The sequence below is a fragment of the Mangrovactinospora gilvigrisea genome, assembly GCF_001879105.1.
Taxonomy (GTDB): Bacteria; Actinomycetota; Actinomycetes; order Streptomycetales; family Streptomycetaceae; genus Mangrovactinospora; species Mangrovactinospora gilvigrisea.
The window spans coordinates 24985-47382 of record NZ_MLCF01000026.1 but is presented as its reverse complement, the minus strand read 5'-3'; the positions used below and the strand labels follow the sequence as shown (position 1 = coordinate 47382).

The 22398-nt window shown below is 74.7% G+C and carries 24 protein-coding genes; 14 read left to right on the top strand and 10 right to left on the bottom strand.

Annotation, left to right across the window (positions count from 1 at the left end):
• Positions 1 to 763: 763 nt before the first annotated feature.
• Positions 764 to 1267 carry a hypothetical protein gene (locus BIV57_RS07085; protein ID WP_071655811.1) on the bottom strand — a complete coding sequence of 168 codons (504 nt, stop codon included), beginning with the start codon at positions 1265 to 1267 and terminating at the stop codon, positions 764 to 766.
• Between the two features lie 7 nt (positions 1268 to 1274).
• Between BIV57_RS07085 and BIV57_RS07080 the strand changes: the two genes are divergently transcribed.
• The 4 genes from BIV57_RS07080 (at position 1275) to BIV57_RS07065 (ending at position 5107) form a co-directional block, all read left to right on the top strand.
• Positions 1275 to 1919, top strand: a complete 645-nt coding sequence (locus tag BIV57_RS07080) for a class I SAM-dependent methyltransferase (RefSeq protein ID WP_071655808.1) — start codon at positions 1275 to 1277, stop codon at positions 1917 to 1919.
• A 66-nt stretch (positions 1920 to 1985) separates the two neighbouring features.
• The gene (locus tag BIV57_RS07075; protein WP_139275499.1) at positions 1986 to 2993 is read left to right on the top strand and encodes a hypothetical protein; all 1008 of its coding nucleotides are present in this window, start codon (positions 1986 to 1988) and stop codon (positions 2991 to 2993) included.
• Entirely contained in the window at positions 2983 to 3975 is a 993-nt protein-coding gene (locus BIV57_RS07070; protein ID WP_079170090.1) for an N-acetylmuramoyl-L-alanine amidase, read from the top strand. The genes BIV57_RS07075 and BIV57_RS07070 overlap by 11 nt, the downstream gene beginning before the upstream one ends.
• 109 nt (positions 3976 to 4084) lie before the next feature.
• On the top strand, positions 4085 to 5107 hold the full coding sequence (locus BIV57_RS07065) for a hypothetical protein (protein WP_071655806.1): 1023 nt from the start codon (positions 4085 to 4087) through the stop codon (positions 5105 to 5107).
• Here the strand turns inward: BIV57_RS07065 and BIV57_RS07060 are convergent.
• The 3 genes from BIV57_RS07060 to BIV57_RS07050 are packed head-to-tail and all read right to left on the bottom strand — an operon-like array spanning position 5095 to position 8416.
• The gene (locus tag BIV57_RS07060; protein ID WP_071655805.1) at positions 5095 to 6276 is read right to left on the bottom strand and encodes a prenyltransferase/squalene oxidase repeat-containing protein; all 1182 of its coding nucleotides are present in this window, start codon (positions 6274 to 6276) and stop codon (positions 5095 to 5097) included. The genes BIV57_RS07065 and BIV57_RS07060 overlap by 13 nt on opposite strands.
• Entirely contained in the window at positions 6273 to 7016 is a 744-nt protein-coding gene (locus BIV57_RS07055) for a class I SAM-dependent methyltransferase (protein WP_071655804.1), read from the bottom strand. The genes BIV57_RS07060 and BIV57_RS07055 overlap by 4 nt, the downstream gene beginning before the upstream one ends.
• A complete protein-coding gene (locus tag BIV57_RS07050) occupies positions 7010 to 8416 on the bottom strand; it encodes a glycosyltransferase family 4 protein (RefSeq protein ID WP_071655803.1) in 1407 nt (468 codons plus the stop codon). Before BIV57_RS07050 ends, BIV57_RS07055 begins: the two co-directional genes overlap by 7 nt.
• Positions 8417 to 8623: 207 nt before the next feature.
• Between BIV57_RS07050 and BIV57_RS07045 the strand changes: the two genes are divergently transcribed.
• Entirely contained in the window at positions 8624 to 9625 is a 1002-nt protein-coding gene (locus tag BIV57_RS07045; protein WP_139275497.1) for a trypsin-like serine peptidase, read from the top strand.
• Between the two features lie 55 nt (positions 9626 to 9680).
• On the opposite strand, the gene BIV57_RS07040 is transcribed toward BIV57_RS07045, so the two are convergent.
• Complete coding sequence (locus BIV57_RS07040; RefSeq protein WP_071655801.1) at positions 9681 to 10085, bottom strand: nuclear transport factor 2 family protein; 405 nt, start codon at positions 10083 to 10085, stop codon at positions 9681 to 9683.
• 174 nt (positions 10086 to 10259) lie between these two features.
• Between BIV57_RS07040 and BIV57_RS07035 the strand changes: the two genes are divergently transcribed.
• Complete coding sequence (locus tag BIV57_RS07035) at positions 10260 to 11231, top strand: hypothetical protein (protein WP_071655800.1); 972 nt, start codon at positions 10260 to 10262, stop codon at positions 11229 to 11231.
• Positions 11232 to 11485: 254 nt separating this feature from the next.
• A complete protein-coding gene (locus tag BIV57_RS24955; protein ID WP_071655799.1) occupies positions 11486 to 12208 on the top strand; it encodes a hypothetical protein in 723 nt (240 codons plus the stop codon).
• Between the two features lie 7 nt (positions 12209 to 12215).
• On the opposite strand, the gene BIV57_RS07025 is transcribed toward BIV57_RS24955, so the two are convergent.
• Together BIV57_RS07025 and BIV57_RS07020 are read right to left on the bottom strand one after the other, a co-directional pair.
• Positions 12216 to 12950, bottom strand: a complete 735-nt coding sequence (locus BIV57_RS07025; RefSeq protein ID WP_071655798.1) for an HAD family hydrolase — start codon at positions 12948 to 12950, stop codon at positions 12216 to 12218.
• Positions 12951 to 12973: 23 nt separating this feature from the next.
• Positions 12974 to 13855, bottom strand: coding sequence for an alkaline phosphatase family protein (locus BIV57_RS07020; RefSeq protein WP_071655797.1), 882 nt, complete (start codon positions 13853 to 13855; stop codon positions 12974 to 12976).
• Positions 13856 to 13945: 90 nt separating this feature from the next.
• Here BIV57_RS07020 and BIV57_RS07015 point away from each other — a divergent pair, with 90 nt between their 5' ends.
• The 7 genes from BIV57_RS07015 (at position 13946) to BIV57_RS06985 (ending at position 20159) form a co-directional block, all read left to right on the top strand.
• Entirely contained in the window at positions 13946 to 14677 is a 732-nt protein-coding gene (locus BIV57_RS07015; protein WP_071655796.1) for a PhzF family phenazine biosynthesis protein, read from the top strand.
• Between the two features lie 155 nt (positions 14678 to 14832).
• Entirely contained in the window at positions 14833 to 15633 is an 801-nt protein-coding gene (locus BIV57_RS07010) for a response regulator transcription factor (RefSeq protein ID WP_071655795.1), read from the top strand.
• On the top strand, positions 15630 to 17021 hold the full coding sequence (locus tag BIV57_RS07005; RefSeq protein WP_071655794.1) for a sensor histidine kinase: 1392 nt from the start codon (positions 15630 to 15632) through the stop codon (positions 17019 to 17021). Before BIV57_RS07010 ends, BIV57_RS07005 begins: the two co-directional genes overlap by 4 nt.
• Positions 17018 to 17536, top strand: a complete 519-nt coding sequence (locus BIV57_RS07000) for a hypothetical protein (RefSeq protein ID WP_071655793.1) — start codon at positions 17018 to 17020, stop codon at positions 17534 to 17536. Before BIV57_RS07005 ends, BIV57_RS07000 begins: the two co-directional genes overlap by 4 nt.
• A gap of 129 nt (positions 17537 to 17665) precedes the next feature.
• Positions 17666 to 18616 carry an AurF N-oxygenase family protein gene (locus BIV57_RS06995; RefSeq protein WP_071655792.1) on the top strand — a complete coding sequence of 317 codons (951 nt, stop codon included), beginning with the start codon at positions 17666 to 17668 and terminating at the stop codon, positions 18614 to 18616.
• A 125-nt stretch (positions 18617 to 18741) separates the two neighbouring features.
• Complete coding sequence (locus BIV57_RS06990; RefSeq protein ID WP_071655791.1) at positions 18742 to 18978, top strand: hypothetical protein; 237 nt, start codon at positions 18742 to 18744, stop codon at positions 18976 to 18978.
• A 26-nt stretch (positions 18979 to 19004) separates the two neighbouring features.
• Positions 19005 to 20159, top strand: coding sequence for an SPFH domain-containing protein (locus tag BIV57_RS06985; RefSeq protein WP_071655790.1), 1155 nt, complete (start codon positions 19005 to 19007; stop codon positions 20157 to 20159).
• Between the two features lie 53 nt (positions 20160 to 20212).
• On the opposite strand, the gene BIV57_RS06980 is transcribed toward BIV57_RS06985, so the two are convergent.
• The 3 genes from BIV57_RS06980 to BIV57_RS06970 all read right to left on the bottom strand — a co-directional run bounded on the left by BIV57_RS06980 (position 20213) and on the right by BIV57_RS06970 (position 22393).
• A complete protein-coding gene (locus tag BIV57_RS06980; RefSeq protein WP_071655789.1) occupies positions 20213 to 20821 on the bottom strand; it encodes a histidine phosphatase family protein in 609 nt (202 codons plus the stop codon).
• A gap of 125 nt (positions 20822 to 20946) precedes the next feature.
• A complete protein-coding gene (locus BIV57_RS06975) occupies positions 20947 to 21615 on the bottom strand; it encodes a ThuA domain-containing protein (RefSeq protein WP_071655788.1) in 669 nt (222 codons plus the stop codon).
• Positions 21616 to 21796: 181 nt separating this feature from the next.
• Positions 21797 to 22393, bottom strand: coding sequence for a TetR family transcriptional regulator (locus BIV57_RS06970; RefSeq protein ID WP_071655787.1), 597 nt, complete (start codon positions 22391 to 22393; stop codon positions 21797 to 21799).
• Positions 22394 to 22398: the final 5 nt, after the last annotated feature.

Below are 22398 nucleotides of genomic sequence, written 5' to 3'. Positions count from 1 at the left end.
CCCGGCCGCCAGCAGGGCGACACGCGCAACCCGGTCGGACGCCGAGGCCGACACCCCGCCACGACCCGACGCGCCGGCAGGCCCCCGGCCGCACGCGACAGACGGCAGCGCGGCGACCGTGCACGGAGCGCCCCGACGCGGCGGCAGGCAACCTCGCACAACGCGCCGAGCGCCCGGCCCGGCCGCCAGCAGGGCGACACGCGCAACCCGGTCGGACGCCGTGGCCGACACCCCGCCACGAACCGAGACCCCGGCAGGCCCCCGGCCGCACGCGCCGCACGCGCCGCACGGCGGCGCGGCGACCGTGCACGGAGCGCCCCGACGCGGCGGCAGGCAACCCCGCACAACCCGCCGAGCGCCCAGCCCGGCCGCCAGCAGGGCGACACGCACGACCCGGTCGAACGCCGAGGCCGACACCCCGCCACACCCCGACACCCCGGCAGGCCCCCGGCCGCACGCGACAGACGGCAGCGCGACGGACGGCGGCGCGACCGTGCGCGGAGTGCCCGGACGCGGCGGCGCACCGGCCCGGCGGCGGCAGGCGACCCGGCGCGACGGAAGCGTGACGCGGTCGGCGTTGTGTCGCGGCGTGGATCGTGACGGGTGGGCGCTGCGGCGCCTCGGCCCGCCGACCGGCAGGTCGCGCGGCGAGCCGGATGCCGCTGCGCCGAGCCGAGCGCTGCGGCGATGATCGCGGCGGGGCGGGCGCAGCCGGCGGCGCGGCCACCGGTCTCGCCGGAACCGGCGCGGCGGGCGCGGGCCGCTACCTCGGGGTGGGCCATTCTTCCTTGTGGCCGAAGCGGTGGGCGTTGGCGATGAGGCGGAGCCAGGTGGGGGTGAGTTCGAAGAGGTCGCTGCGGGCGAGGGCCTCGCGGAGGGGGTCGGAGGCGGCGACGAAGGGGAAGGCGGCGAGGTAGTGGTGGTAGGCCGCGTCGTGCTCCGGTCCCGTCAGGACGCGGACGGTGCCGGTGCCCTGGATGCCCGTCAGGGACGTCCACTGCTGGCCGTCGTCCTGGACCGTGAACGCCACCGCCGCGCCCGGCTCGAACGCCGCGCCGTGCCGGGTAGTGGCCTCCGAGACGAACCGCAGCAGCGGCACCCCGTCGCCCTCGCGCGGTTCCAGCGCGTACTGGACGGCGCAGGCCTGGGGACCGTCCGCGTCCGCGTAGGCGACGGTCATCGTCGTATGGGCCGTCAGATAGTCCGTGATCGACACGAGGGCATCGAGGGGGCCGGAGCCGGTCCCGTCCGTCTCACCAGTCACCATGGTGCCCATGGTTGCGCACCAGACCGCTGAGATCGAGGACGACATCCGCCGCGCCTTCCTTGCGGCGCCCGGCTTCATGCCGGTGGAGGAGGGCGAGGCGCTGCACCGCGCCGCCGTCGACGCCGCCCGGCTGGGCCTGCCGCTGCTGGAGGTGGGCACCTACTGCGGGCGGTCCACGATCCTGCTCGCCGCCGCCGCCCGCGCGGCCGGCGTGCTCTGCGTGACGGTGGATCACCACCGCGGCTCGGAGGAGCAGCAGCCGGGCTGGGAGTACCACGACCCGTCCCTCGTCGACCCCGACGTGGGCCTGATGGACACCCTCCCGGCCTTCCGCCGCACCCTCCACCACGCCGGCCTGGAGGACCACGTCCTCGCCCTGGTCGGCCGCTCCCCGCAGGCCGCCGCGCTCTGGGGCGCCCCCCTCGGCCTGGTCTTCGTCGACGGCGGGCACACCGACGAGCACGCCGCCGCCGACTACGAGGGCTGGACGCCGCACCTCGCCCCGGGCGGGCTGCTGGTGATCCACGACGTCTTCCCCGATCCGGCGGACGGCGGCCAGGCGCCCTACCGGATCTGGCTGCGCGCCGTCGAGTCGGGCCGCTTCGAGGAGGCCGGCCGGGAGGGCTCGCTGCGGATCCTGCGGCGCGTCTGATCGAATCCGGGCGCCCCGGCCGCCGCGCGCGCGGTACGTTGTGAACGCGAAGAGGGGGGACGGGACATGAGCGGGGGCGACGACCGGCAGGACCGGCCGCATGCCGAGTGGGATCCGCACGCGCGGAACGGCGCGGGCGGCTGGGTGATGCGTCCCCCGGGCGAGGCGCCGCGCACGCCGCCGACGCAGGGGCCGCCGACGACGTCGCCGAACATGCCGCCGGGGGTGCACCAGGAGGCCACCCAGTCCGGCGTCCCGCTGCCGCCCCAGCCGCGGCAGCAGCCCCAGCCGCCACCGCAACAGCAGCCGCAACAACAGCAACCACAGCCTCAACCGCAACCGCCGTACCAGCCACTGGGGCCCGCGGACGGCGGCTCCGGCCCGCGCGGCGGTGGCGGGATGCCGCGCTGGCTGCTGATCGCGCTGGTGCTCATCCTCAGCGCCGGCGTCGGCGTGGCCGCGGTACTGCTGCTCAACCCGTCGCCCAAATCCGGCAATTCCGCGCAGAACTCCCCGTCGACGTCCGCCTCGACCGGTTCCAGCGGTTCCACCGGATCCAGCGGAACCGCCTCCGACTCCGGCAGCGCGAGCCCCTCCGCCACCGACGGCGGCGGCACCGCCGCCGGCCAGGCGGCCGCGCTCAGCGCCCTGCTGGACCGCAGCTCCTCCTCCCGCGGCCAGGTGGTCTCCGCCGTGCGGGACGTGGACGCCTGCGCCTCCCCGTCCACCGTCTCCGCGGCCCAGACCCAGCTGCAGCAGGCGGCCACCCAGCGCGACGGGCTGGTCCGCGATCTCGGCAAGCTGCGGACGGACAAGCTGCCCAACGGGGCCAAGGTGGCCGCCGACCTCCGTGCGGCCTGGCAGAATTCGGCGTCCGCCGACCGCGGCTACGCTGCCTGGGCCGGCGAGGTGCAGAACAGCTGCTCCTCCGGCAGCACGGCGCACACCGCAAGCTACAACCGGGCGAACACCGCGAGCGTTTCGGCCACCGCGGCGAAGCAGACCTTCACCGCCGAGTGGAACCCGATCGCTCAGCAGTACGGTCAGCCCACAAGGACGCAGGATGAGATCTGAGGACACACCAGCCGGAGCGGCCGTCGCGGCCGATCCGGCCGCGCACCCCGAACCCGCGCTCCCCACAACCGCACGCCCTCGCACCCTGCTCGCCGCCGCGCTCGCCGCCGGCGCCGCGCTCGCCCTCGGCGGCTGCGGAGGCGGCAGCGGCACCGCAAAGGCCAGCAGCGGCGACGGGCGCTCCGCCGCCCGCCCGCACTCGGCGTCCGCGTCCCCCCGGCCGTCCTCCCGCTCCCTCTCCCCCTCGCCGTCCTCCTCGGACTCGGGCCCGGCCTCGGACTCGGCGTCCAAGGGCCGGCCGCTGGCCGGCAGGACGGTGGTGATCGACCCCGGCCACAACATCCACAACGCCGACCACACCACCGAGATCAACAAGCTGGTGGAGATGGGCGACGGCAAGAAGCCCTGCGACACCACCGGCACCTCCACCAACGGCGGCTACTCCGAGGCGAGCTTCACCCTCGACGTCAGCCGCCGGGTGGAGAAGATCCTCGAGGCGGCGGGCGCCAAGGTGGTGCTCACCCAGAACGGCGGCCGCTCCTGGGGGCCGTGCGTGGACGAGCGCGCGGCGATCGGCAACAAGGCGCACGCGGACGCGGCGATCTCCATCCACGCGGACGGCAGCAACGCGGCCGGCGCCCACGGCTTCCACGTCATCCTGCCCGGCCGGGTGCACTCCTCGGTGGCGAACACCGGCCCGATCCTGGCCCCCTCCGGCGTGCTGGGCAGGGACATCCGCGCGGCGTTCGCGCACACGACCGGCAGCTCGCCCGCCAACTACATCGGCGACGGCTCGGGCCTGGTGACGCGCACCGACCTGGGCGGGCTCGACCTCTCCACGGTCCCCAAGGTCTTCCTGGAGTGCGGAAACATGCGAAACGCGACCGAATCACGGAACTTCACCAGCCCGGTTTGGCGTCAGAAAGCAGCAGAGGGGGTTGCCTCCGGGCTCACCGCTTTCCTCACCCGGTCCACGGGTTGAGCGTTCCCGGCATTCCTCCCATCGCGTTGGACGTCCGCCCGGGCGAACCGGTAGAAAAAACCGATATGCGCGATCACTACGACGAACACGAACCTACTGGGGACGACCTGTGAACCCTCGCACGCTCAACAGGGGAGACGCGGCGGTGGCCGCGGCCGCCGTGCTGCTCCTGATCTTCTCCTTCTTCCCGTACTACAGCGTCGGCAGCGCCAGCGTGAACCTGTGGCACTCCGGGCTCTTCCCCCTGGTGCAGTCCGTCGTGCTGCTCGGCCTCGCCGGGGCCGCGCTGATCGTCTTCGGCCACGCCGCGCCCGGCGCCCGCGACAAGGTCTTCGCCGGCCTCAAGCTGGACCAGTGGGGCATCCCCTTCTGCGTCTCGGTCTTCTGGGCCGCGCTGTGGGGGCAGCTGGGCGGCGGGGCCTCGCACGGCTTCGGCTCGTACCTGGTGCTCCTGATGTCGCTGGTGCTCGCCGGTGCAGCGGTGGCGACGCCGATGGTGCCCGCGCTGAAGCTCCCGCTCGCGGCGGACCGGCCCCAGCAGCCGCAGCAGCCGCAGGCGTTCGGCGGCTACCCGCAGCAGGGCCAGCCGGGCCAGCCCGGCCCGCAGGGCCAGATGCCCGGCGCGTACGGGTACCCGCAGCAGGGCCAGCAGCCGGGCCAGCCCGGCCAGCCGATGCCGGGCCAGCCGGGCGGCGGCTACGGCTACCCGCAGCAGGGGCAGCAGCCGGGCCAGCCCGGTCAGCCGATGCCGGGCCAGCACCCGGAGACGCAGCGCCTGCCGCAGACCGAGCCGCTGCCGCAGCCGGCCCCGTTCGGGCCGCAGGGCCAGCACGGCCAACAGGGCCAGCACGGCCAGCAGGCGCAGGACCAGCAGCCAGCGCCCGCGCCGACCCCGCAGCCCCAGCCGGGCGGCGGCGCCGGCGGATTCTCGCCGTTCTGGTTCGCCGTGCCGGACCCGCGTCCGCTGATGGCCGAGGGCGGCGCCCAGGGCGCGCCGGTGGCGCAGCTCCAGCCGGGCGTCTGGCACCTGGCGCTGGAGCAGCGCGGTGCGTCGCTGCTGGTGGAGGACCAGTCCAACGGCAGCAAGCAGCGCGGTCTGCTGCACAACACCGCCGGGATTCAGCGGGGCTGACGCCCCGCCAGCGTCCGGTCGGCCCGGTCCGCCCCGTCCTCACCCAGGACGGCGGGCCGGGCCGCGGCCGTCTCCGCACCCTCCGCGCTCGCCGCACCCTCCGCGCTCGCCGCGCCCTCCGCAGCGGCCCCGGCCGCGGCAGCCCCCGCCGTCGCCCCGAAGACCGCGCCGACGGCGGGGTCGCCGCCCAGCGCCGCCAGCGCGAGCAGCAGCGCCCCCGCCGTCCAGGTGGTCCGCTCGTCGGGCCAGAAGGCGCGGTCGGGGTGGACGTAGCCGGTCCAGTAGGAGCCGTCCGCGTGCCGCAGGTGCTGCATCCAGCCGCACACCTCCGCCGCCCGGTCCGCCTCCCCCACCGACCACAGCGCCAGGGCGAGTTCGGCGCTCTCGCCGCCCGTCACCCACGGCTGGTCGTCGACGCACAGCGCGCCCAGGCCGGGCACCACGAACCGCTCCCAGTCGGCGCCGTCCGCGGCCAGCCGGGCCGCCCCCTCGGCGCCGCGCAGCGCCCCGCCGAGCACCGGGTAGTACCAGTCCATCGAGAAGCGGGACTTGGCCAGGAACCCGCCGCTGCCGGGCGGCCCGGCGGCGCCGCGGCGCAGCGCGGCGGCGAGGTCCTCGGCGGCCAGCTCCCAGTCCGGCTGCGGGTCGTTCAGGCGGTCGGCGAGGGCGAGCCCGCAGCGCAGCGCGTGCAGCACCGACGAGGAGCCGGTGAGCAGCGCGTCCTCGACGCCGTCCCGCCAGGCGATCGCCCCGCCGGGCAGCTGCCGGCCCACCACGTGGTCCAGGGCGGCCCGCACGGTCGGCCACAGCGCGCGGGCGAAGCGCCCGTCGGAGGTGGCGAGGGTGTGGTGCCAGACGCCGACGGCGACGTAGGCCGTGAAGTTGGTCTCCCGGGCGAGGTCGGTGGCCCGGCCGGCGACATAGCGGGAGCACCAGCTGCCGTCGGCGTTCTGACTGCGCGCCAGCCAGCGGTAGGCGTGCGCGGCGGCGCGGTGCTCGCCGGCGGCGTCCAGGGCCATGGCGGCCTCGGTGTGGTCCCAGGGGTCCAGGTGCGCCCCGCGGTACCACGGGATCGCCCCGTCGGGCCGCTGGGCGCCGAGGATGGTCCGGACGGTGGCGCGCACGGCGTCCCGCCCCAGCACGCCCGGGGCGGTGATCGCGTCCGTCACTCCGCGCCGGCGGCGTCCCGGGCGCCCTCGTGCGGCTTGGTGGCGTAGGCGACGAACGACTTGCCGATCAGCGGGTCGAGCAGCTGCTCGGCGACCCGGGTGGCGGCCGGCTTCTTCATGATGTCCCAGACCAGCAGCTTGTGATACGCCGTCACCAGCGGGTCCTTGTCGTTGTCGACCCCGACCGCGCACTTGAGCCACCAGTACGGGGCGTGCAGGGCGTGCGCGTGGTGGGTGGCGTAGACGGAGAAGCCGGCCTCCTCGACGCGGCGCACCAGCTCGTCCGCCCGGTAGATGCGGATGTGGCCGCCCTCGACCTCGTGGTAGGCGTCGGAGAGCGCCCAGCAGACCTTCTCCGGGCCGAAGCGGGGCACGGTGACGGCGAGCATCCCGCCGGGCCGCAGCACCCGCGCCGCCTCCGCGAGCACGCCCTTGTCGTCGGGGATGTGCTCCAGCACCTCGGAGACGATGACGCGGTCGAAGGAGGCGTCCGGGAAGGGCAGCGCCAGCGCGTCGCCCTCGATCGCCCGCGCGGTGGCGCCGGCCGGCGGCTCGCCCTCCATCTCCATGGCCCGGAACATGCCGTTGACCTCGGCGATGTCCTTGGCGTTGCGGTCCAGCGCGACGACGTGCGCGCCGCGCCGGAACGGCTCGTAGGAGTGGCGGCCCTGCCCGCATCCGATGTCGAGGACACGGTCTCCCCGGGCGACGGGGAAGCGGGCGAAGTCGACTGTCAGCACGTGGGGGCCTTTTCTGTGCGCGAACCAGCGGAACCGGTGGAGCCGGCGGGACCAGGAGAACCAGCGGAAGCTGCGGGGCGTCGGAGGGCGCGCGGCCCGCGGGCGGCCGCGATCCGCCGCCGGTACTGCTCGACGGTGCCGCGCGCCGCCGCCTCCCAGGTGAAGCGGCGCAGCACCCGCTGCCGTCCGGCCTCGGCGAGGCGGCCGCGCAGCGCGGGGTCGTCGAGCACCCGGCCGAGGGCGTCGGCGAGGGCGTCGGGATCGCCGGGCGGCACGGCCAGGCAGGTCTCGCCGTCCGGGCCGGCGACCTCGGGGATGGCGCCGCCGGTGGTGGCGACGAGCGCGGTGCCGGAGGCCATCGCCTCGGCCGCGGGCAGCGAGAACCCCTCGTAGAGCGAGGGGACGCAGGCCACTTCGGCGCTGCGCAGCAGGTCGCCGAGGTCCTCGTCGGAGATGCCGGTGCGGAACTCGATGCGGTCGGCGAGACCGTGGTCGGCGATGGCGGCGGCGACCGGGCCGTCCTTCGCGGGCTGCTTGGCGATCACCACCAGATGGGCGTCCGGCCGGCAGGCGGAGACCTTGGCGAGCGCCCGCACCAGGTGCACCAGCCCCTTCAACGGGACGTCGGCGCTGGAGGTGGTGACGATCCGTCCGGGAACGGGGGCGGTGCGTGCGGCATCCGGGTGGAAGATCCGCGTGTCGGCGCCGATCGGCACGGTGTGGATGCGCTCGGGCCGCACCCCGAACTCGTCGCGGATCTGCGCCGCGGAGTGCTCGGAGACGGTGACGATGGACGGCAGCCGGCGGGCGACGCGCGCCTGCATCCGCGCGAAGCCGTACCAGCGGCGCACCGACAGCTGCTTCTTCCAGCCGTGCGGCGCGGCCGCCTCCAGGTCCAGGCGGCGGTCGACGGTGATGGGGTGGTGGACGGTGGTGACCAGCGGCAGGCCGAACCGCTCCAGTCCGAGCAGCCCGTAGCCGAGGGTCTGGTTGTCGTGGACGACGTCGAAGACGCGCCGCATCGCGGAGAGCCGGCGGCGGGCGCGCAGCGAGAAGGTGAGCGGCTCGGGGAAGCCGGCCGTCCACATGGTGGCGACCTCCAGCAGGTCGACCAGGTCGCGGTACTCCTCGCGGGGCGGGGTCCGGAACGGATCGGGCTGGCGGTAGAGGTCGAGGCTGGGCAGCGGGGTGAGGGTGACTCCGGGCACATCGTCGAGGACCGGGTACGGCTGGGCGCCGAAGACCTCCACGCGGTGGCCGAGCCGGGCGAGTTCACGCGAGAGGTGGCGGACGTAGACGCCCTGGCCGCCGCAGAACGGATTGCCCTTGTAGCTGAGCATGGCGATGCGCAGCGGCGAGGTGTCCTCGGCGTGGCTGCGGGCGTCGGGAAGGTCTCCCATGGTCGGCGTGTCCCTCCTGTGGCGCACGACCGCCACATTACCGTCCGGTACGCTCCCGTGGGCCCCGGCCCCGACGGAGGGGCCGGGTTTCCGACGGTTCTTTGACACCGCCGCGACACCCGCGACCGTTACAGTGTCGAAACAGGTGCGATGGCGGTCCGAGACCGAATCCGAGACCGAAAGGGCGGATCAGGTTTGACGCGAGGGATGCGGCGGGCGGTTCGGGCGGCAGCGGCGGCCGTGGTCGGCGTCGGTCTGTCGCTGGCGCTGGCCTCGTCGGTGATGCCGCTGGGGCACGGCGATCCCGGTTCCCCCTCGGCGGACTCCGCGGCCCCGCCGCCCGGCAGGATCACGCCGGGCCTGGGCAGTTGGACGGCGCAGGCGGCCAGCCGCTACTGGACGGCGGCCCGGATGACGGACGACACGGGCGAGACGGGCGACAGCCAGGACGGCGCCCAGGGCAGCCACGGGACGCGCACCGCCTCGGGCGGCATCGCCGGCAGCACGCCGTTCGACGGGATCCCGGTGGTGGGCCGGCTCTTCATGACCGGAACCAACGTCGGGGACTCGGGCATCAGTTCGGACGCCGGCGAGTGCACGGCCTCCGTGGTGCACAGCCCCGGCCGCAACCTGATCGTCACCGCCGCGCACTGCCTGGACAACCCGGACCGGCACGGCCACTACGCGTTCGTCCCGCAGTACCACCAGGGCCAGAAGCCGTTCGGGGCGTTCCCGGTGAACCTCAAGCGGACCTGGATCGACCCCCGCTACCTGAAGCTGGGCCATGTCGACGGCGCCCCCTACGACATCGGCTTCGCCGAGGTGGGGCCGGGCCTCGACGGCCGGAACGTGGAGAACGTGGTCGGCGCCAACACCATGGACTTCAACGCCGGGCACACCGACCACCAGGTGCAGCTCGTCGGCTACTCCGTCTACGAGGGGCGGGCCCGCAGCTGCACGGGCACGGCGGTGCCGTTCCAGGACGACTTCCTGAGGATCGGCTGCGCCGGCTACGACGACGGCACCAGCGGCAGCCCGTGGATGGCCGGGTTCAACGGGCGGACCGGGAAGATCATCGGCGTGATCGGGGGCTGGGAGACCGGCGGCAGCAACCCGGACACCTCGTACGCGGCCTATGTCGGCGACGCCGCCGAGGCCGTCTACCGCCAGGCGACGGCCGGCAAGGACCCGGTGACGCTGCCGAGCTGACGGCCCGCCGGCGGCGGGCCGGGGACGGGGCTCGGAACGGGGCTCGGAACCGGGCTCACTCGGGGGCGACGCGGCTGGTGTAGGGCGTGCGCCACTCCGGGACGGGGTCGGCGCCGGTGGACGTCCAGTACTCGCGGGCGGCGACGACCAGGCCGTCGCGGACCGTCCAGAACGAGACCGCCCGGAAATCGCCCAGCTCCTCGTGCGGGACCTCCACCTCGGAGACGACCGTCTCGCCGTCGGGCGCGGGCACGATCCGCAGCACCCGTATCGACCAGCCCTCCGGGTACTCGGAGTTGACGGCGACGAAATTGCGCGGCCCCTCGATGCGCTCGGCACTCACCGGCCACTCCACCACCAGCTCGGGCGCGAGCAGTTCGCCCAGTTTGGCCCAGTCATGGGCGGCGATGCGGGCCCACAGCTGGTCGATCACCTTTGCGGCGTTCTTCTCCAGTCCCATATCGGCCATCGTGTCATGCGCCACAGACACCGAGGTGCCCTCGGGGTCGGCGGGAGGGGCGGTGTTCCTGTACGGTCCTGCGGTACGTCAAGCAACTCGGACAACTCAAACCGGAAGAACGACAGACCGTCACACGGGGGGTCGGCTCACCGAGAGGTGAAGGGGATGAGGGGGATGAGCGAGATACCAGGCGACGCCGGGACGTGTACCCGCTGCGGAGGCCGACTGCCGGACGCGGGCGGGCTGTTCATCGGCCCCGGCCCGCTGCCCGCCGGCGCGCGCGCCTGCGCGTGCACGCCGGAGGAGCGGGCGTCCGCGGGTGCCGCGGGCGCGGCGTCGCAGGACGCGGCGACGACGTCCGAGCTGCCGGTGCCGCGGCTGCCCGCGGTGCCGCAACGCGCCAACAAGTCGGGCATACCGGATTTTCCGCGACTTCGGGAGGACCCGCCCGAGGGTCCGCTCGACTCCGACCTGGACCTGTTCCGCGACGGGCCGGCGACGCCGATCCGGCCGGTGCCGGCGCTGCCGGACCCGTCCGCGGCGACCGTCACCGGGACCGGGACGGGCCACCTCGTCGGCGCGGCCGACGAGTTGGGCCTGCAGGCGAAGGGCGCCCACCGGCGCTCCCGCTCGGGCCGCAAGGGCCCGGTCGCGCTGGGCGCGACGGCCGCGGTGGCGCTGGGCGCGGGGCTCACCGCGCTCTTCGGCCTCGGCGGCGGCCCGTCGGGGCAGCAGCGCGCGTCGGCGCAGCAGCCGGCGGCGAGCGCGCCCGACCTCCCGACGGACACCTCGCCGACGAGCGAGGGCGCGGGATCGCCGTCGCACACCGCCGGCCACGGCAAGTCGACGAGCCCGCACCAGTACGCCCCGCAGGCGGCGGCGTACGACTCCCGGCACACGGCGACGCGGCCGACCCCGAGCGCGACGCCGTCCCGGACGGCGACGGGCAAGGCGGCCGCCCCCGCGACGAAGAACACCACGGCGACCACCCGGGCGAGCGGCACCGTCTCCTCCACCCCGGCTCCGTCCTCCTCGACGGGGTCCACGGCGTCGCCCTCGCCCTCCGGTTCCTCCTCGGGCACCACCCAGGAGCACAGCGACCCGGTCTCCACCTGGTTCGACAACCTCCTCGGCATCAAGAACTAGCCCGCCCCGCCCCGCCGGTGCCCCCGAATGCACAGCGTCCGGGGGCACCGTCGCGACCCGACGCACCATCAGCATCACCCGACACGCCGCCGGCCGCCTCCGGCGAACGCGCGGCGGTCGGGCGGGGCGCGTGGCCGAAAGTCGGGGGGAATATGCGTGAGGTCTCGGCGTGGCGGGCGGGGCCGCGCACAATCGGAGGCCGCGACGCGCACAGGACAGCCGTGCGCACCGTCAACCGGGGGAGTTGACCGACCATGAACGACGCGCCCGACCGCCTGCTCGCCGCCGCGGCACGGGACCGACGCCGTCGCATCGCCCTGATAGCCGCGACGGTGGTCGCCGCCGGCGTCGGCGGCGCCGGGCTGCTGACGCACGAGGACCACACGGGCCGCCCCAGCGAGGCCGGTCCCGCCCCGTCGCGCAGCGTCCCCGCCGACCCGCAGCCGGGCCGGGGCGGCGGCGGCGACCCGCGGCCCGCCAAGCCGCCGCACCACGCGGCCTCGCCGACGCACCTGCCGGCGCGCACCGTCGCCGCCCGGCACCACGACGCCTCGGCGTCCACCGCCACCCGGAAGTCCGGCGGGACCGCCGCGCAGGCCTCCGCCGAGAAGCCGCGGTCGCGTTCGCTCCCGCCGGCCTCGGCGTCCGGCAGCACCACGGTGACCGGATCGACGGGCTCCACCGGTTCATCCGGTTCATCCGGCTCATCCGGCTCGTCCGGCGGCTCGGGGAGTACCGGGACGAAGACCGGCTCCTCCGGAGGCTCGTCGAGCGGTTCCGGTTCCTCCGGATCAGGCTCCGGCAGCGGTTCGGGCTCCTCCGGTTCGGGCTCGTCCGGTTCGGGCTCCACCGGAAGCGGCACCGGCTCCGGAAGCGGCACCGGCACCGGCACCGGCCTCCTCGGGGCCGTCACGCACACCCTCACGGGCACCGTCGACACCGTCACCGGCGTCGTCGGCGGACTCCTCGGCGGCTGACCCTCCGTCAGGCGGCCCGCGCCGCCGCGAACGCCCGCAGGTCCGCGAACCCGTCGGGCCGCTCCTCCACCGGCAGCGGCTCGACGAGGAACGTCCGGATCCCCAGCGGCTCCCCACCGCGGTCCGCGCCCGCGCTGTCCCCCGCCATCAGCGTCCGCCGCGGGTCCGCGCCGATCCGCTCGCAGGCGATCCCGAAGAGCTTCGCGTCCGGCTTCTGCACGCCCTCCTCGAAGGACGCCACCACCCCGTCGAGCCGCTCCAGCAGCCCGGCCGCGTCCAGCACCGGCCGCGGGTCCCACCCGATGTTGCTGATCAGGCAGGTGCGCACGCCCGCCGCCCGCAGCGCGTCCAGCGTCGCCGCCGCGTCCGGGTACGGGCGCCACGCCGCCGGCGTCATGTGCCGCTCGTAGAGCGCGTCCACCAGCTCCGGCCACGGCCAGCCCGACGCCCGCACCAGCCCGCTGTACGCCGCGCGGTGCCGCTCCGCGTCCAGGTCGCGCTCCGCGAACAGCCGCTCCAGCTCCGGCGGGACGGACGACGGCATCGCCCCGCCCGGCAGCCCCCCGGCGCCCTCCACCAGCCGGGCCCAGCGCACCCGCTCGGCCTCGGGGACGTCCAGGCCGGCATCGGCGAGCACCGCGGAGACCCACGCCTCCCCCGGCTCGATCCGCATCAGCGTCCCGGAGAAGTCGAACAGCACGGCCTCCACGGCCCCGGCGGCAGCCTGGTGATCATCACTCATCCCGCCAGGCTACCCAACCCGGTTCACACCCCGGCGAACTCCCGCAGCGGGCGGCCGTCCAGGTCCCACGCGGGGTCGACGGCCACCCCGGCCCAGTCCAGCACGGTGGGCAGGATGTCGACATGGCGGACGTCGTCGCGCACCGCCCCCGCCGGGATGCCCGGGCCGTGCGCCACCACCCATGCCGAGCGCTCGGGCAGCGTCGGCCCGCCGTGGCCGCCGCCGGGCTTGTGGCCGTGGTCGGTGGTGACCAGCACCAGCCACTCCTCCTGCGGATACGTCGGCCGCGCCCGCAGCGCGTCGAGCAGCTCCCGCAGATGCGCGTCGGCGTTGCCTATCGCGGTGAGGCACTCGTCGGAGTCCGGACCGAGCCCGTGGGAGATCTCGTCGACCTGGCCGATGTAGACGAACGCCGCGTCCGGGTTCTGCTCCCGCAGGTAGCGCGCGGCGAGCGCCGTGCAGAGCGCGTCCTCGCCGGCGTCGCAGGCGCGGCCGCCGTCCACCCGGACGTCGACCGCCGGGGAGAAGATCGGGCCGTTCTCGCGCTCGGTGAGGATCGGCGACCAGTTGGCGACGGCGAAGGTGGACGCCTCCGGGTCGGCGGCCTTCAACCGGGTGAGGAAGTCGGGGTACTTGTCGAACCGCTTGCCGTCGAAGCCGTTGTGGAGCACGCCGTGCTTGTCCGGCCACACGCCGGTGGCGATGTTCGACCACCCGGGGCCGGACTCGGTGTTGGCGCTGCCGCCGGTGCTGTCGTAGGGCAGCAGCCACTCGGAGAGCAGCCCGTCGGCGGCGAGGCCGGCGAGCGTCGGGGCGTCGGCGTCGCGCACCCGGTCGAAGAGGGTGCCGTCGATGCCGACGACCAGGGTCTTCCGGGTGCGGTTGCCGGCCGGTCCGAGAGGCACGGGCGGCAGGGTTCGGCTCTGCGTCATGCGCGCAAGCGTTTCAAACATGCCGTCAACCGACAAGAGTGATCACCGCACTAGGATCGGGTCATGACGAGCGCCGCCGACCCCGCCTCCCCCCACTCCCCCGCCGAGTACACCGCGCTGGTCCTGCGCGTCTTCACGGACGCGGACGGCCGGCACGGCAACCCCCTCGGCGTGCTGCTGCACACCGCGGGCCTGCCCTCCGAGCTGGGGCCGCGGATCACCGCCGAACTGGGCTTCGCCGAGACGGTCTTCGTCGACGACGTCGCCGCCAACGCGATCCGGATCTTCCACCCGGCGGACGAGATGAAGCTCGCCGGGCACCCGGCGGTCGGCGCGGCCTGGCTGCTGGGACGCCTCAAGGGCGCGCCGATCGACGTGCTCCGCCCGCGGCTCGCGGGCGAGGTCGCCGCCGGGCGGGAGGCGGACGGCCGGGTGTGGATCCGCGGGGCGCTCGCGGACTGCCCGGAGCGCGAGTACGTCCAGCTCGGCTCGCCGGCGGAGGTGGACGCGCTGCCGGTGCCGGACGCGGGGACGCCGACCCGGCGGCTGGTGTGGGCGTGGGAGGACGAGGCGGCGGGGACGGTGCGGGCCCGCAACTTCTCCTCGGCGGTGGGCACACCGGAGGACGAGGCGACCGGCTCCGCGGCGATGGTCCTGGCGGACCTGGTCGGGCGCCCCGTCCGCGTCCGCCAGGGCGCCGGCTCGCTGCTCGACGCGCGGCCGGCCGGCGAGGGCCGCGCCGAGGTCGCGGGCCATGTGACGGAGGACCCGTCCGTGACGGTCCGGTTGACCTGAGCCCGCGTCCGGACCGTCCGGACCGTCCGGCAACGCGTGCCCCGATGGGGCGCGGGGAACCGCGCGGGCCGGAGCAGCCGAGCGGGACCCGGCCTGACCGCCTCGCCGACACGCTCCTTACCCGGCCTTCACCGGTCCCGCGCTCTGCTACCGACATGGACACGCCCCGGGTACTCGTCGTGGACGACGACGCCGCCATCCGCCGCTCCCTCGAGCGCGGCCTGCGCCTCGGCGGCTTCGCCGTCACCCTCGCCGTGGACGCCCGCACCGCCAAGGCCGCCCTCGCCGGCAACCCCGTCGCCGCCGACCACGCCGGCCGCGCCGAGCCGCCGCCGGACGTGCTCGTCCTCGACGTCTGCCTCCCCGACGAGTCCGGCGCCGCCGTCTGCCGCGCCCTGCGCGCCGCCGGCGACGACATCCCCGTGCTGATGCTCTCCGCCCTCGACGAGCTGGAGGACCGCGTCGCGGGGCTCCAGGCCGGCGCCGACGACTACCTCGTCAAGCCCTTCGCCCTCAGCGAGTTGACGCTCCGGCTGCGCGCCCTGCTCCGCCGCTCCGGCCGGACCGCCGACGCCGCCGACGCGTCCGCCGCCAACGCCGCCGAGGGCGAGTCCCTGCGCCTCGGCCCCCTCGCGCTCCGCCCCGCCGCCCGCGAGGCGACCTGCGACGGCGCGCCCCTCACCCTCACCCGCCGCGAGTTCGACCTCCTGGAGCACCTGACCCGCAACGCGGGCCTGGTGCTCAGCCGCGGCCAACTGCTGGACGCCGTCTGGGGCTACGAGATGGACGTCCGCACCGACGTCGTCGACACCTTCGTCAGCTATCTGCGCCGCAAGCTGGAGGCGGACGGCCGCCCCCGCCTCATCCACACCGTCCGCGGCGTCGGCTTCGTCCTCCGCGAGCCCAAGGCGGAACGGTACGGCGAGCCCGGGAACCCGGGCGGCCCCCGCCCGTGAACCTCCGCCTCAGCACCCGGCTCGCGCTCGCCACCGCCGTGCTCGTCCCGCTCCTCGTCCTCGGCGCCGGCTTCACCGTCCTCACCATCGCCGCCCACGACCTGCGCGCCCAGGCCGACCGGCAGCTGCGCGACCGGATCACCGCCCTGGTGCCGGCCGCCCGCGGCCTGCTCGCCGCCCAGGACACCGCCCGCCCGGCCGCCGCCCGCAAGTCCTTCCGCCAGCTCTACGGCGCCGCCCTGGACATCGGCGTCCGCCTCACCGGACCGGACGGCACGGTGCGCGCCGCGGACGGGCCGCAGCCCGCCGACGGCAGCGTGCACACCGCCGGCTGGCGCACCCGCACCCGCCGCATCGCCGACCCCCAGGACGGCGGCCCCGCCGAGCTCACCGTCTACTCCTCCAACCGCGCGGTGGACCGGCAGATCGACGGCGTCCGCACCGCCGTGCTCTGGACGGCGGCCGGCGCCGCCCCCGCCTCCGCGCTGCTCGCGCTGCTGGTCGCGCGGCGCGCCGCCGTCCCGCTGCGGCGGCTGCGCGACCGCACCGCCGCCCTCGACCCCACGGCGCTCTCGGGGGCGTCGGCCTCCTTCGCCCAGCGCCGCACCGGCGTCGCCGAGGTGGACGAGCTGGCCGCCGTGCTGCACGCCATCCTCACCCGCTACGACGCCCAGGCCGGCCGCACCGCCCAGGCCCTGGAGTCGGCCCGGTCGTTCGCCTCCGCCGCCGCGCACGAGCTGCGCACCCCGCTGGCCAGCATGCGCCCCAACCTGGACGTGCTCGCCGCAGCCGGCACCGGCCGGCTCTCCGAAGCCGAGCACGCCGAGATCGTCGCCGATCTGACGGAGCAGCACCAGCGCATCGACGCCACCCTCACCGCGCTGCGCACCCTGGCCCGCGGCGAGCTCGTCGACACCGCCGCGCTGCGCCCCGCCGACCTCGCCGAGACGGTGGACGCGGCCGTCGCCGACCTGCGCCGCCGCTGCCCCGGCGTGGAGGTGCGCGCCGAGCTGCCGGAGCAGCTGACGCTGCCGGCCTGGGAGCCGGGGCTGCGCATCCTCGTCGACAACCTGCTGGGCAACGCCCTGGTGCACGGCCGCCCACCGATCACCGTGACGCTGCGCCAGGAGGGCGGCGACGCCGTGCTGGTGGTGCAGGACGCCGGGCCCGGCATCCCGCCCGCCGAGCGCGAGACGGTCTTCGAGCGGTTCCGCCGCCGAACCGGAAGCCCTGGCTCCGGCCTGGGCCTGGCGCTCGCCGCCCAGCAGGCGGCGCTGCACGGCGGCACCGTCCGGGCGGCGGAGGCGGCGCCTTTGCCGGGCGCGCGCATGGAGGTCCGGCTGCCCACAAAGAATCCACAAGGCGGACCCCTAACTTCGGGTCCATGAAGACCATGCACAGGCTGTCCGGCCTGACCCGGACCCGCAAGGCGGCGCTCGGCGTCGCGGTCGCCGTCGCCGTGGCGGGGGGCGCCACGGTCGGTGTGGCGGCGGCCAACGCCGACACCGGCACGTCGCACGCCGCCACCGCGGCGGCGGCCGTGTCCTCCTCGTCCTCCGGCTCGACGTCCAAGTCGGCGAAGACCGAGGACGGTTCGCGCCGGCTGTGCCGCAACATGCCGGTCACCCGCCGCCGGCTGCAGCTGGAGCTGCGCCGCCTGGACGGCACCAAGAACGGCAAGCGGCACGGCGAGATCGCCAACCTCCAGAAGCGCATCAGCGCGGCGAAGTCCGCGGGGCACACCGCGGTGGCGACGTTCCTTACCGACGAGTTGAACCGCGCGCAGCACTCGCACACGGACGCGCTCAAGGAGCAGACCGACCTGAAGGGCGTCAAGACGTACTGCAAGTCCCTTCCCCAGACCAAGAGTTCGAAGAAGTCCAGCTCATCGGGTAACAGCTGACGTGCGTCGTTGACACGGCGTCCAATGAGAACCCTCCCAGGGGATTGACGGCCCTTCCGCACCCTTGTCTACTGATGAGTAGAACGCAGAGTGCAGAGCCGTCGCATCTCCCCCCGGGAGGGTCTTCCCATGGCACCCACGGCACGCAGCACCGCTTCCCCCACCGCCACCGGTCCGGCAGCCGCGCTGCGCGACCGCGAGGAGGTCGCGACGCGCCTGCTGGCCGCCTCCGACCGCCACTCCTTCGATCCCGACAAGGAGTTGGACTGGGACGCGCCCTTCACCGACGGCCTCTGGTACTGGCCGCCCGAGCTCGTCTCCCTCTACGACACCCCGCTGTGGCGGCGGATGAGCGAGGAGCAGCGCATCCTGCTCTCCAAGCACGAGGCGTCCTCCATCGCGGCCGCCGGCATCTGGTTCGAGACGATCCTGATGCAGCTGCTCCTGCGGCACATCTACGACCACGCGCCGACCAGCGGCCACGCCCGCTACGCCCTCACCGAGATCGCCGACGAGTGCCGGCACTCCAAGATGTTCGCCCGGCTGATCACCACCCTGGACACCCCCCTCTACGGGCCCACCACGGTCGACCACCACCTGGCGCGCTTCCTGAAGTCCTTCTCCACCACCCCCGGCTCCTTCACCGGCACGCTGCTCTGCGAGGAGATCCTCGACTGGATGCAGCGCCTGGTCTTCCCGGACGAGCGCGTCCAGCCGCTGATGCGCGGCGTAACCCGGATCCACGTCATCGAGGAGTCCCGGCACGTCCGCTACGCCCGCGAGGAGCTGCGCCGCCAGATGCTGACCGCCGGCCGCGCCGAGAAGGCGTACGTCCGGGGCCTGACGGCCGAGATCGCCCGGGTGGTGATGCGCACCCTGATCAGCCCCCGCGCCTACGCCGAATGCGGCATCGACCCCAAGGCCGCGATGGCCCAGGCGCGCCGCAGCCCGCACCGCCGCGAGACGCTGCGCGCCTCCGCCGCCAAGCTCGTCGCCTTCTTCGACGAGACCGGCGTCCTGGACGGCCCCGCGAGCCGCGCGGTCTGGCGCACCACCGGCCTGCTCGCCGGCCGCGGCTGACGCCGTCCCGGCGCCGCCCCCCTCTTCTCCGGCACACGCCCGAACCTCCCCGCCACCTGCACGGGAACCGCGCCCCGCGCTAGTGTCGTCGTTTGCAACGTCAAAGCGACAGGGGGTCGAAGTCCATGGCGGACGAGGCCGTGATCGGCCTGACGGGGATCCTGCTCCACGCCACCCGGGGCACCGTCGGGCCAGGCGAGGTGCTGGTCCGCGTCCGGGGCGGCTCCGAAGCTTTTCTCGCCTGGTCGGAACAGCCCCTGCCGAAGGGCTCGACGGTGCTCGTGGTCGAATCCCGCGGCGCCCGAGAGGTCGATGTCATCGCCTGGGGCGAGGACGTCGACGATCCAGCCGCTCCTACCTAACTGAAGACCGAAGAGAAGAGAAGCCCATGTTCGGCTACCGCGTTCCCGCCCCAGACCAGGCGATGCTCATCTCGGGTGGACGCATCAAGAACGCGCCGTTCCGGGTGGTCACCGGCCACGGCAAGTTCGTACTGCCCTTCTTCCGCAAGGTCCGCTACCTCACCCTCGCGATGTGCGAGGCCGAGGTCGCCGAGACCTGCGTGACCAGGCAGGGCATCGCCCTGACGGTGCGCGCTGTGATCGCGTTCAAGGTGGGCAACGACGACGACAGCGTCGTCAACGCCGGCCAGCGGTTCCTCTCCGACCAGGACCAGATGTCGATCCTGACCGGTCGGATCTTCGCCGGCCACCTCCGCTCCATCATCGGCTCGATGACGGTCGAGGAGATCGTCACCGAGCGCCAGAAGCTCGCCACCGAGGTGCTGGACACCTCGAAGTCCGAGATGGCCAAGATCGGCCTCACCGTCGACTCCCTGCAGATCCAGTCCATCGACGACGGCAAGACCGGCTACATCGACGCCATGTCCGCGCCGCACAAGGCCGCCATCCAGCGGCAGGCGCAGATCGCCCAGGCCCAGGCGCGGCAGGCCTCCGCCGAGGCCGAGCAGGAGTCGGCCCGCAAGCAGGCCGAGTTCACCCGGCAGACCGCGGTCGTCCAGGCCGAGTACAACGCCCAGGTGGAGCAGGCGCAGGCGAAGGCCGCCCAGGCGGGGCCGCTCGCCCAGGCGCACGCCCAGCAGGAGGTGCTGCAGGCCCAGACCGAGCTGGCCCAGCGGGCCGCCGAGCTGAGGCAGCAGCAGCTCCAGGCCGAGGTGATCAAGCCGGCCGAGGCGGACGCCGAGCGCATCCGCGTGCTGGCCACCGCCGAGGCCGACCGGATGCGGATCCAGGCGGAGGCGGCCGCGTCCAACGACCGCGTCGCCCTGGACCGGATGCTCATCGAGCAGCTGCCGCAGATCGTCGAGAAGGCCGCGGACGGCCTGCGCGGCGCCAACGTCAACGTCCTGAACGGCACCGACGGCCTCAGCGAGATCGCCGCCGGCCTGGTCGGACAGGGCCTGACGATCCTCGACTCGGTGCGCAAGAACCTCAAGCCCGAGTCGTCCTCCGGCAGCGGCAAGGCGGACAAGGCCCCGGAGGACTCCTACCGCAGCCTCCCCGCGGGCGAGAACAAGGCCTGACGCGCGGGCCGGCCCCGCGCCCCTCGAACCAGGGGCGCGGGGCCGCCTCGTGCTCATCCGGCCGGGCGGGATCCGTCCCAGTCGACGGCCGTCCAGCCGGCGGCCATGCCGCCCTCCAGGACGACCACCGCGGTGTTGCGCAGCGGGTTGGCCAGCGTGAAGTCCGGATCGATGTTCCCCGCCCGCGCGGCCACCCAGGTGCGGATCGCCGCGCCGTGGCTCACCGCGACGACCGCGGACGCGCCGGCCCCGGCCATCCCGGCCACCGCCGCGTCGAAGCGGCCGAGCATCTCCGCGCCGCTCTCGCCGCCCGGTATGCGCAGCCCGGTGCGGCCGCGGGCCCACTCCATGGCGGTCTTGATGTAGAGCTCCTCGGACTCGTCGTCCGCGTTCATCTCCAGGTCGCCGGCGCTGATCTCGCGCAGGCCCTCCCGGACCGCCACCGTGAGCCCGCGCTCCCGCGCGAGCGGCGCCGCGGTCGCCCGGGTGCGCCGCAGCACGGACGCGTACACCGCGTCCACCCGCTCGCCGGCGAACCGCGCGACCAGCGCCTCCGCCTGCTCCCGCCCCAGCTCCGTCAGCTCCGCGCCGGGCGCCTCGGTGTCCAGCGCCTTGAGCAGATTGGACGTGGTCTGACCGTGGCGCACCAGCATCAGTCGCATGAGGGGGCGGACCACCTTTCCGGAGCCAGGGGCGCGGGGAACCGCGCGGGTGACCCACTACGGCGCGGCCACCCGCCCACGAACCTCGCACCCCGCGGCGCTGTTGCGCAAACCCGAGGCGGGTCTCAGAGCTCGCGCTTGGCCGTCCAGTACACCGCGTTGCGGATCACCTTCTGGACCTCCGGCTGGTACAGCGTCACATAGTCCTCGTGGCCGGGACGGAAGTAGAAGACCCGCCCCGCCCCCACCGTGTACGCCGTGCCGCTGCGGAACTCCTGGCCGTTGTCGAAGCGGCTGCGGAAGACCACCGCGTCCGGCTTACCGCAGCCGAACTCCTCGTGGTAGCTCTCCTCCTTGGGGATCACGAAGTCGCCGACGCCCTTGGCGACCGGGTGGTCCGGGTCGGTGACGGTGACGTGCTCGCGCCCCGCGTCCAGCTCCACGCCGCCCAGCCGGCCGTCGTCGCCGATCAGCGCGGTGAACGGCTTGGCCATGTGCGAGGAGTGCAGCGCGACGAAGCCCATCCCGCGGTCGCGGACGGCCGCGACGATGCGCTCCACGGCGTCGTCGCCGACCCGGCGGTGCAGCATGTGGCCCCACCAGACCAGGACGTCGGTGGCGGCGAGGTCGGCCTCGGTGACGCCGTCGCCCTCGTCCATCAGCTCGGCGGTCTTCACGGCCAGGTCGATGTCACCGCAGAGGCCGGCGGCGACGGCGCCGTTGATGTCGTTGGGGTAGACGGTCTTGGGCGCGGTGTGCTCGGACCACACCCGGACACGGATCTTCTCGGACACGAAAGGTCCCCTCGTGGGATTGCGGCACTGAAAGGGTTGTCGGCTCAGACGGTCATGACAGCGTTGTCATACGGGTGGCAACAGCCGGCTCGACCCGCACGCACTCCGAGCCAGCATGCCCGCACCTGATCTCCGCGTCCACCCCCCGAACGCCGCCGAACATCTTCCAACACCTCGGCGCCTACCGGGAGATCGTGTCGCCCTCCGCCGCCGCGGCCTTCAGCTCCGCGAAGCACTCCCGGATCTCCCGTGCCAGGTCAGGGGCGTCCGCCGGGTCCTCCGGGCCGGAGATCCAGCGCCGGAACGCGACGCCGAAGACCGCCGATCCCGCCTCCGCGGCCAGGCTCGCCCGCGGCTCCGCGACGCCGCGCCCGCGGAACGCCTCCGCGAGCGCCTCGGTGATCGACGCGAGCTTCACCAGCTCCCGCTCGCGCAGCCCCTCGTGCGCGGCGATCACCGACTGCCGCTGCCGGGCGAAGCCCCGCCGCCCCTCGAAGGCGCGCTCGGCGGTGGCCTGCAGCGCCCGCGATACCGCGTCGATCGGCGCGACGTCCGCCGGCACCTCGGCGAGCGCCGCCAGGATCAGCTCCTGCAGCGGGTTGGCGTCCGGGAAGAGCACCTCCCGCTTGTCCGCGAAGTAGCGGAAGAAGGTGCGCTCGGTCAGCCCGGCGCGCGCGGCGATCTCCTTGACCGTCGTCCGCTCGAAGCCCTGCTCGCGGTAGAGCTCCAGCGCCGCCTGCTCCAGGCGCCCGCGCGCGTTCGGCTGCCATCGACCCATACGCC

Excerpts from the sequence above, each read along its gene's own strand:
- BIV57_RS06980 (WP_071655789.1), bottom strand. The coding sequence starts at position 20,821 with ATGCGACTGATGCTGGTGCGCCACGGTCAGACCACGTCCAATCTGCTC.
- BIV57_RS07070 (WP_079170090.1), top strand. The coding sequence starts at position 2,983 with ATGAGATCTGAGGACACACCAGCCGGAGCGGCCGTCGCGGCCGATCCG.
- BIV57_RS06995 (WP_071655792.1), top strand. The coding sequence starts at position 17,666 with ATGGCACCCACGGCACGCAGCACCGCTTCCCCCACCGCCACCGGTCCG.
- BIV57_RS24955 (WP_071655799.1), top strand. The coding sequence starts at position 11,486 with ATGAACGACGCGCCCGACCGCCTGCTCGCCGCCGCGGCACGGGACCGA.
- BIV57_RS06970 (WP_071655787.1), bottom strand. The coding sequence starts at position 22,393 with ATGGGTCGATGGCAGCCGAACGCGCGCGGGCGCCTGGAGCAGGCGGCG.
- BIV57_RS07015 (WP_071655796.1), top strand. The coding sequence starts at position 13,946 with ATGACGAGCGCCGCCGACCCCGCCTCCCCCCACTCCCCCGCCGAGTAC.
- BIV57_RS07050 (WP_071655803.1), bottom strand. The coding sequence starts at position 8,416 with ATGGGAGACCTTCCCGACGCCCGCAGCCACGCCGAGGACACCTCGCCG.
- BIV57_RS07080 (WP_071655808.1), top strand. The coding sequence starts at position 1,275 with ATGGTTGCGCACCAGACCGCTGAGATCGAGGACGACATCCGCCGCGCC.
- BIV57_RS07040 (WP_071655801.1), bottom strand. The coding sequence starts at position 10,085 with ATGGGACTGGAGAAGAACGCCGCAAAGGTGATCGACCAGCTGTGGGCC.
- BIV57_RS07000 (WP_071655793.1), top strand. The coding sequence starts at position 17,018 with ATGAAGACCATGCACAGGCTGTCCGGCCTGACCCGGACCCGCAAGGCG.
- BIV57_RS07075 (WP_139275499.1), top strand. The coding sequence starts at position 1,986 with ATGAGCGGGGGCGACGACCGGCAGGACCGGCCGCATGCCGAGTGGGAT.
- BIV57_RS07085 (WP_071655811.1), bottom strand. The coding sequence starts at position 1,267 with ATGGTGACTGGTGAGACGGACGGGACCGGCTCCGGCCCCCTCGATGCC.
- BIV57_RS07010 (WP_071655795.1), top strand. The coding sequence starts at position 14,833 with ATGGACACGCCCCGGGTACTCGTCGTGGACGACGACGCCGCCATCCGC.
- BIV57_RS06990 (WP_071655791.1), top strand. The coding sequence starts at position 18,742 with ATGGCGGACGAGGCCGTGATCGGCCTGACGGGGATCCTGCTCCACGCC.
- BIV57_RS07025 (WP_071655798.1), bottom strand. The coding sequence starts at position 12,950 with ATGAGTGATGATCACCAGGCTGCCGCCGGGGCCGTGGAGGCCGTGCTG.
- BIV57_RS06985 (WP_071655790.1), top strand. The coding sequence starts at position 19,005 with ATGTTCGGCTACCGCGTTCCCGCCCCAGACCAGGCGATGCTCATCTCG.
- BIV57_RS07035 (WP_071655800.1), top strand. The coding sequence starts at position 10,260 with ATGAGCGAGATACCAGGCGACGCCGGGACGTGTACCCGCTGCGGAGGC.
- BIV57_RS07045 (WP_139275497.1), top strand. The coding sequence starts at position 8,624 with ATGCGGCGGGCGGTTCGGGCGGCAGCGGCGGCCGTGGTCGGCGTCGGT.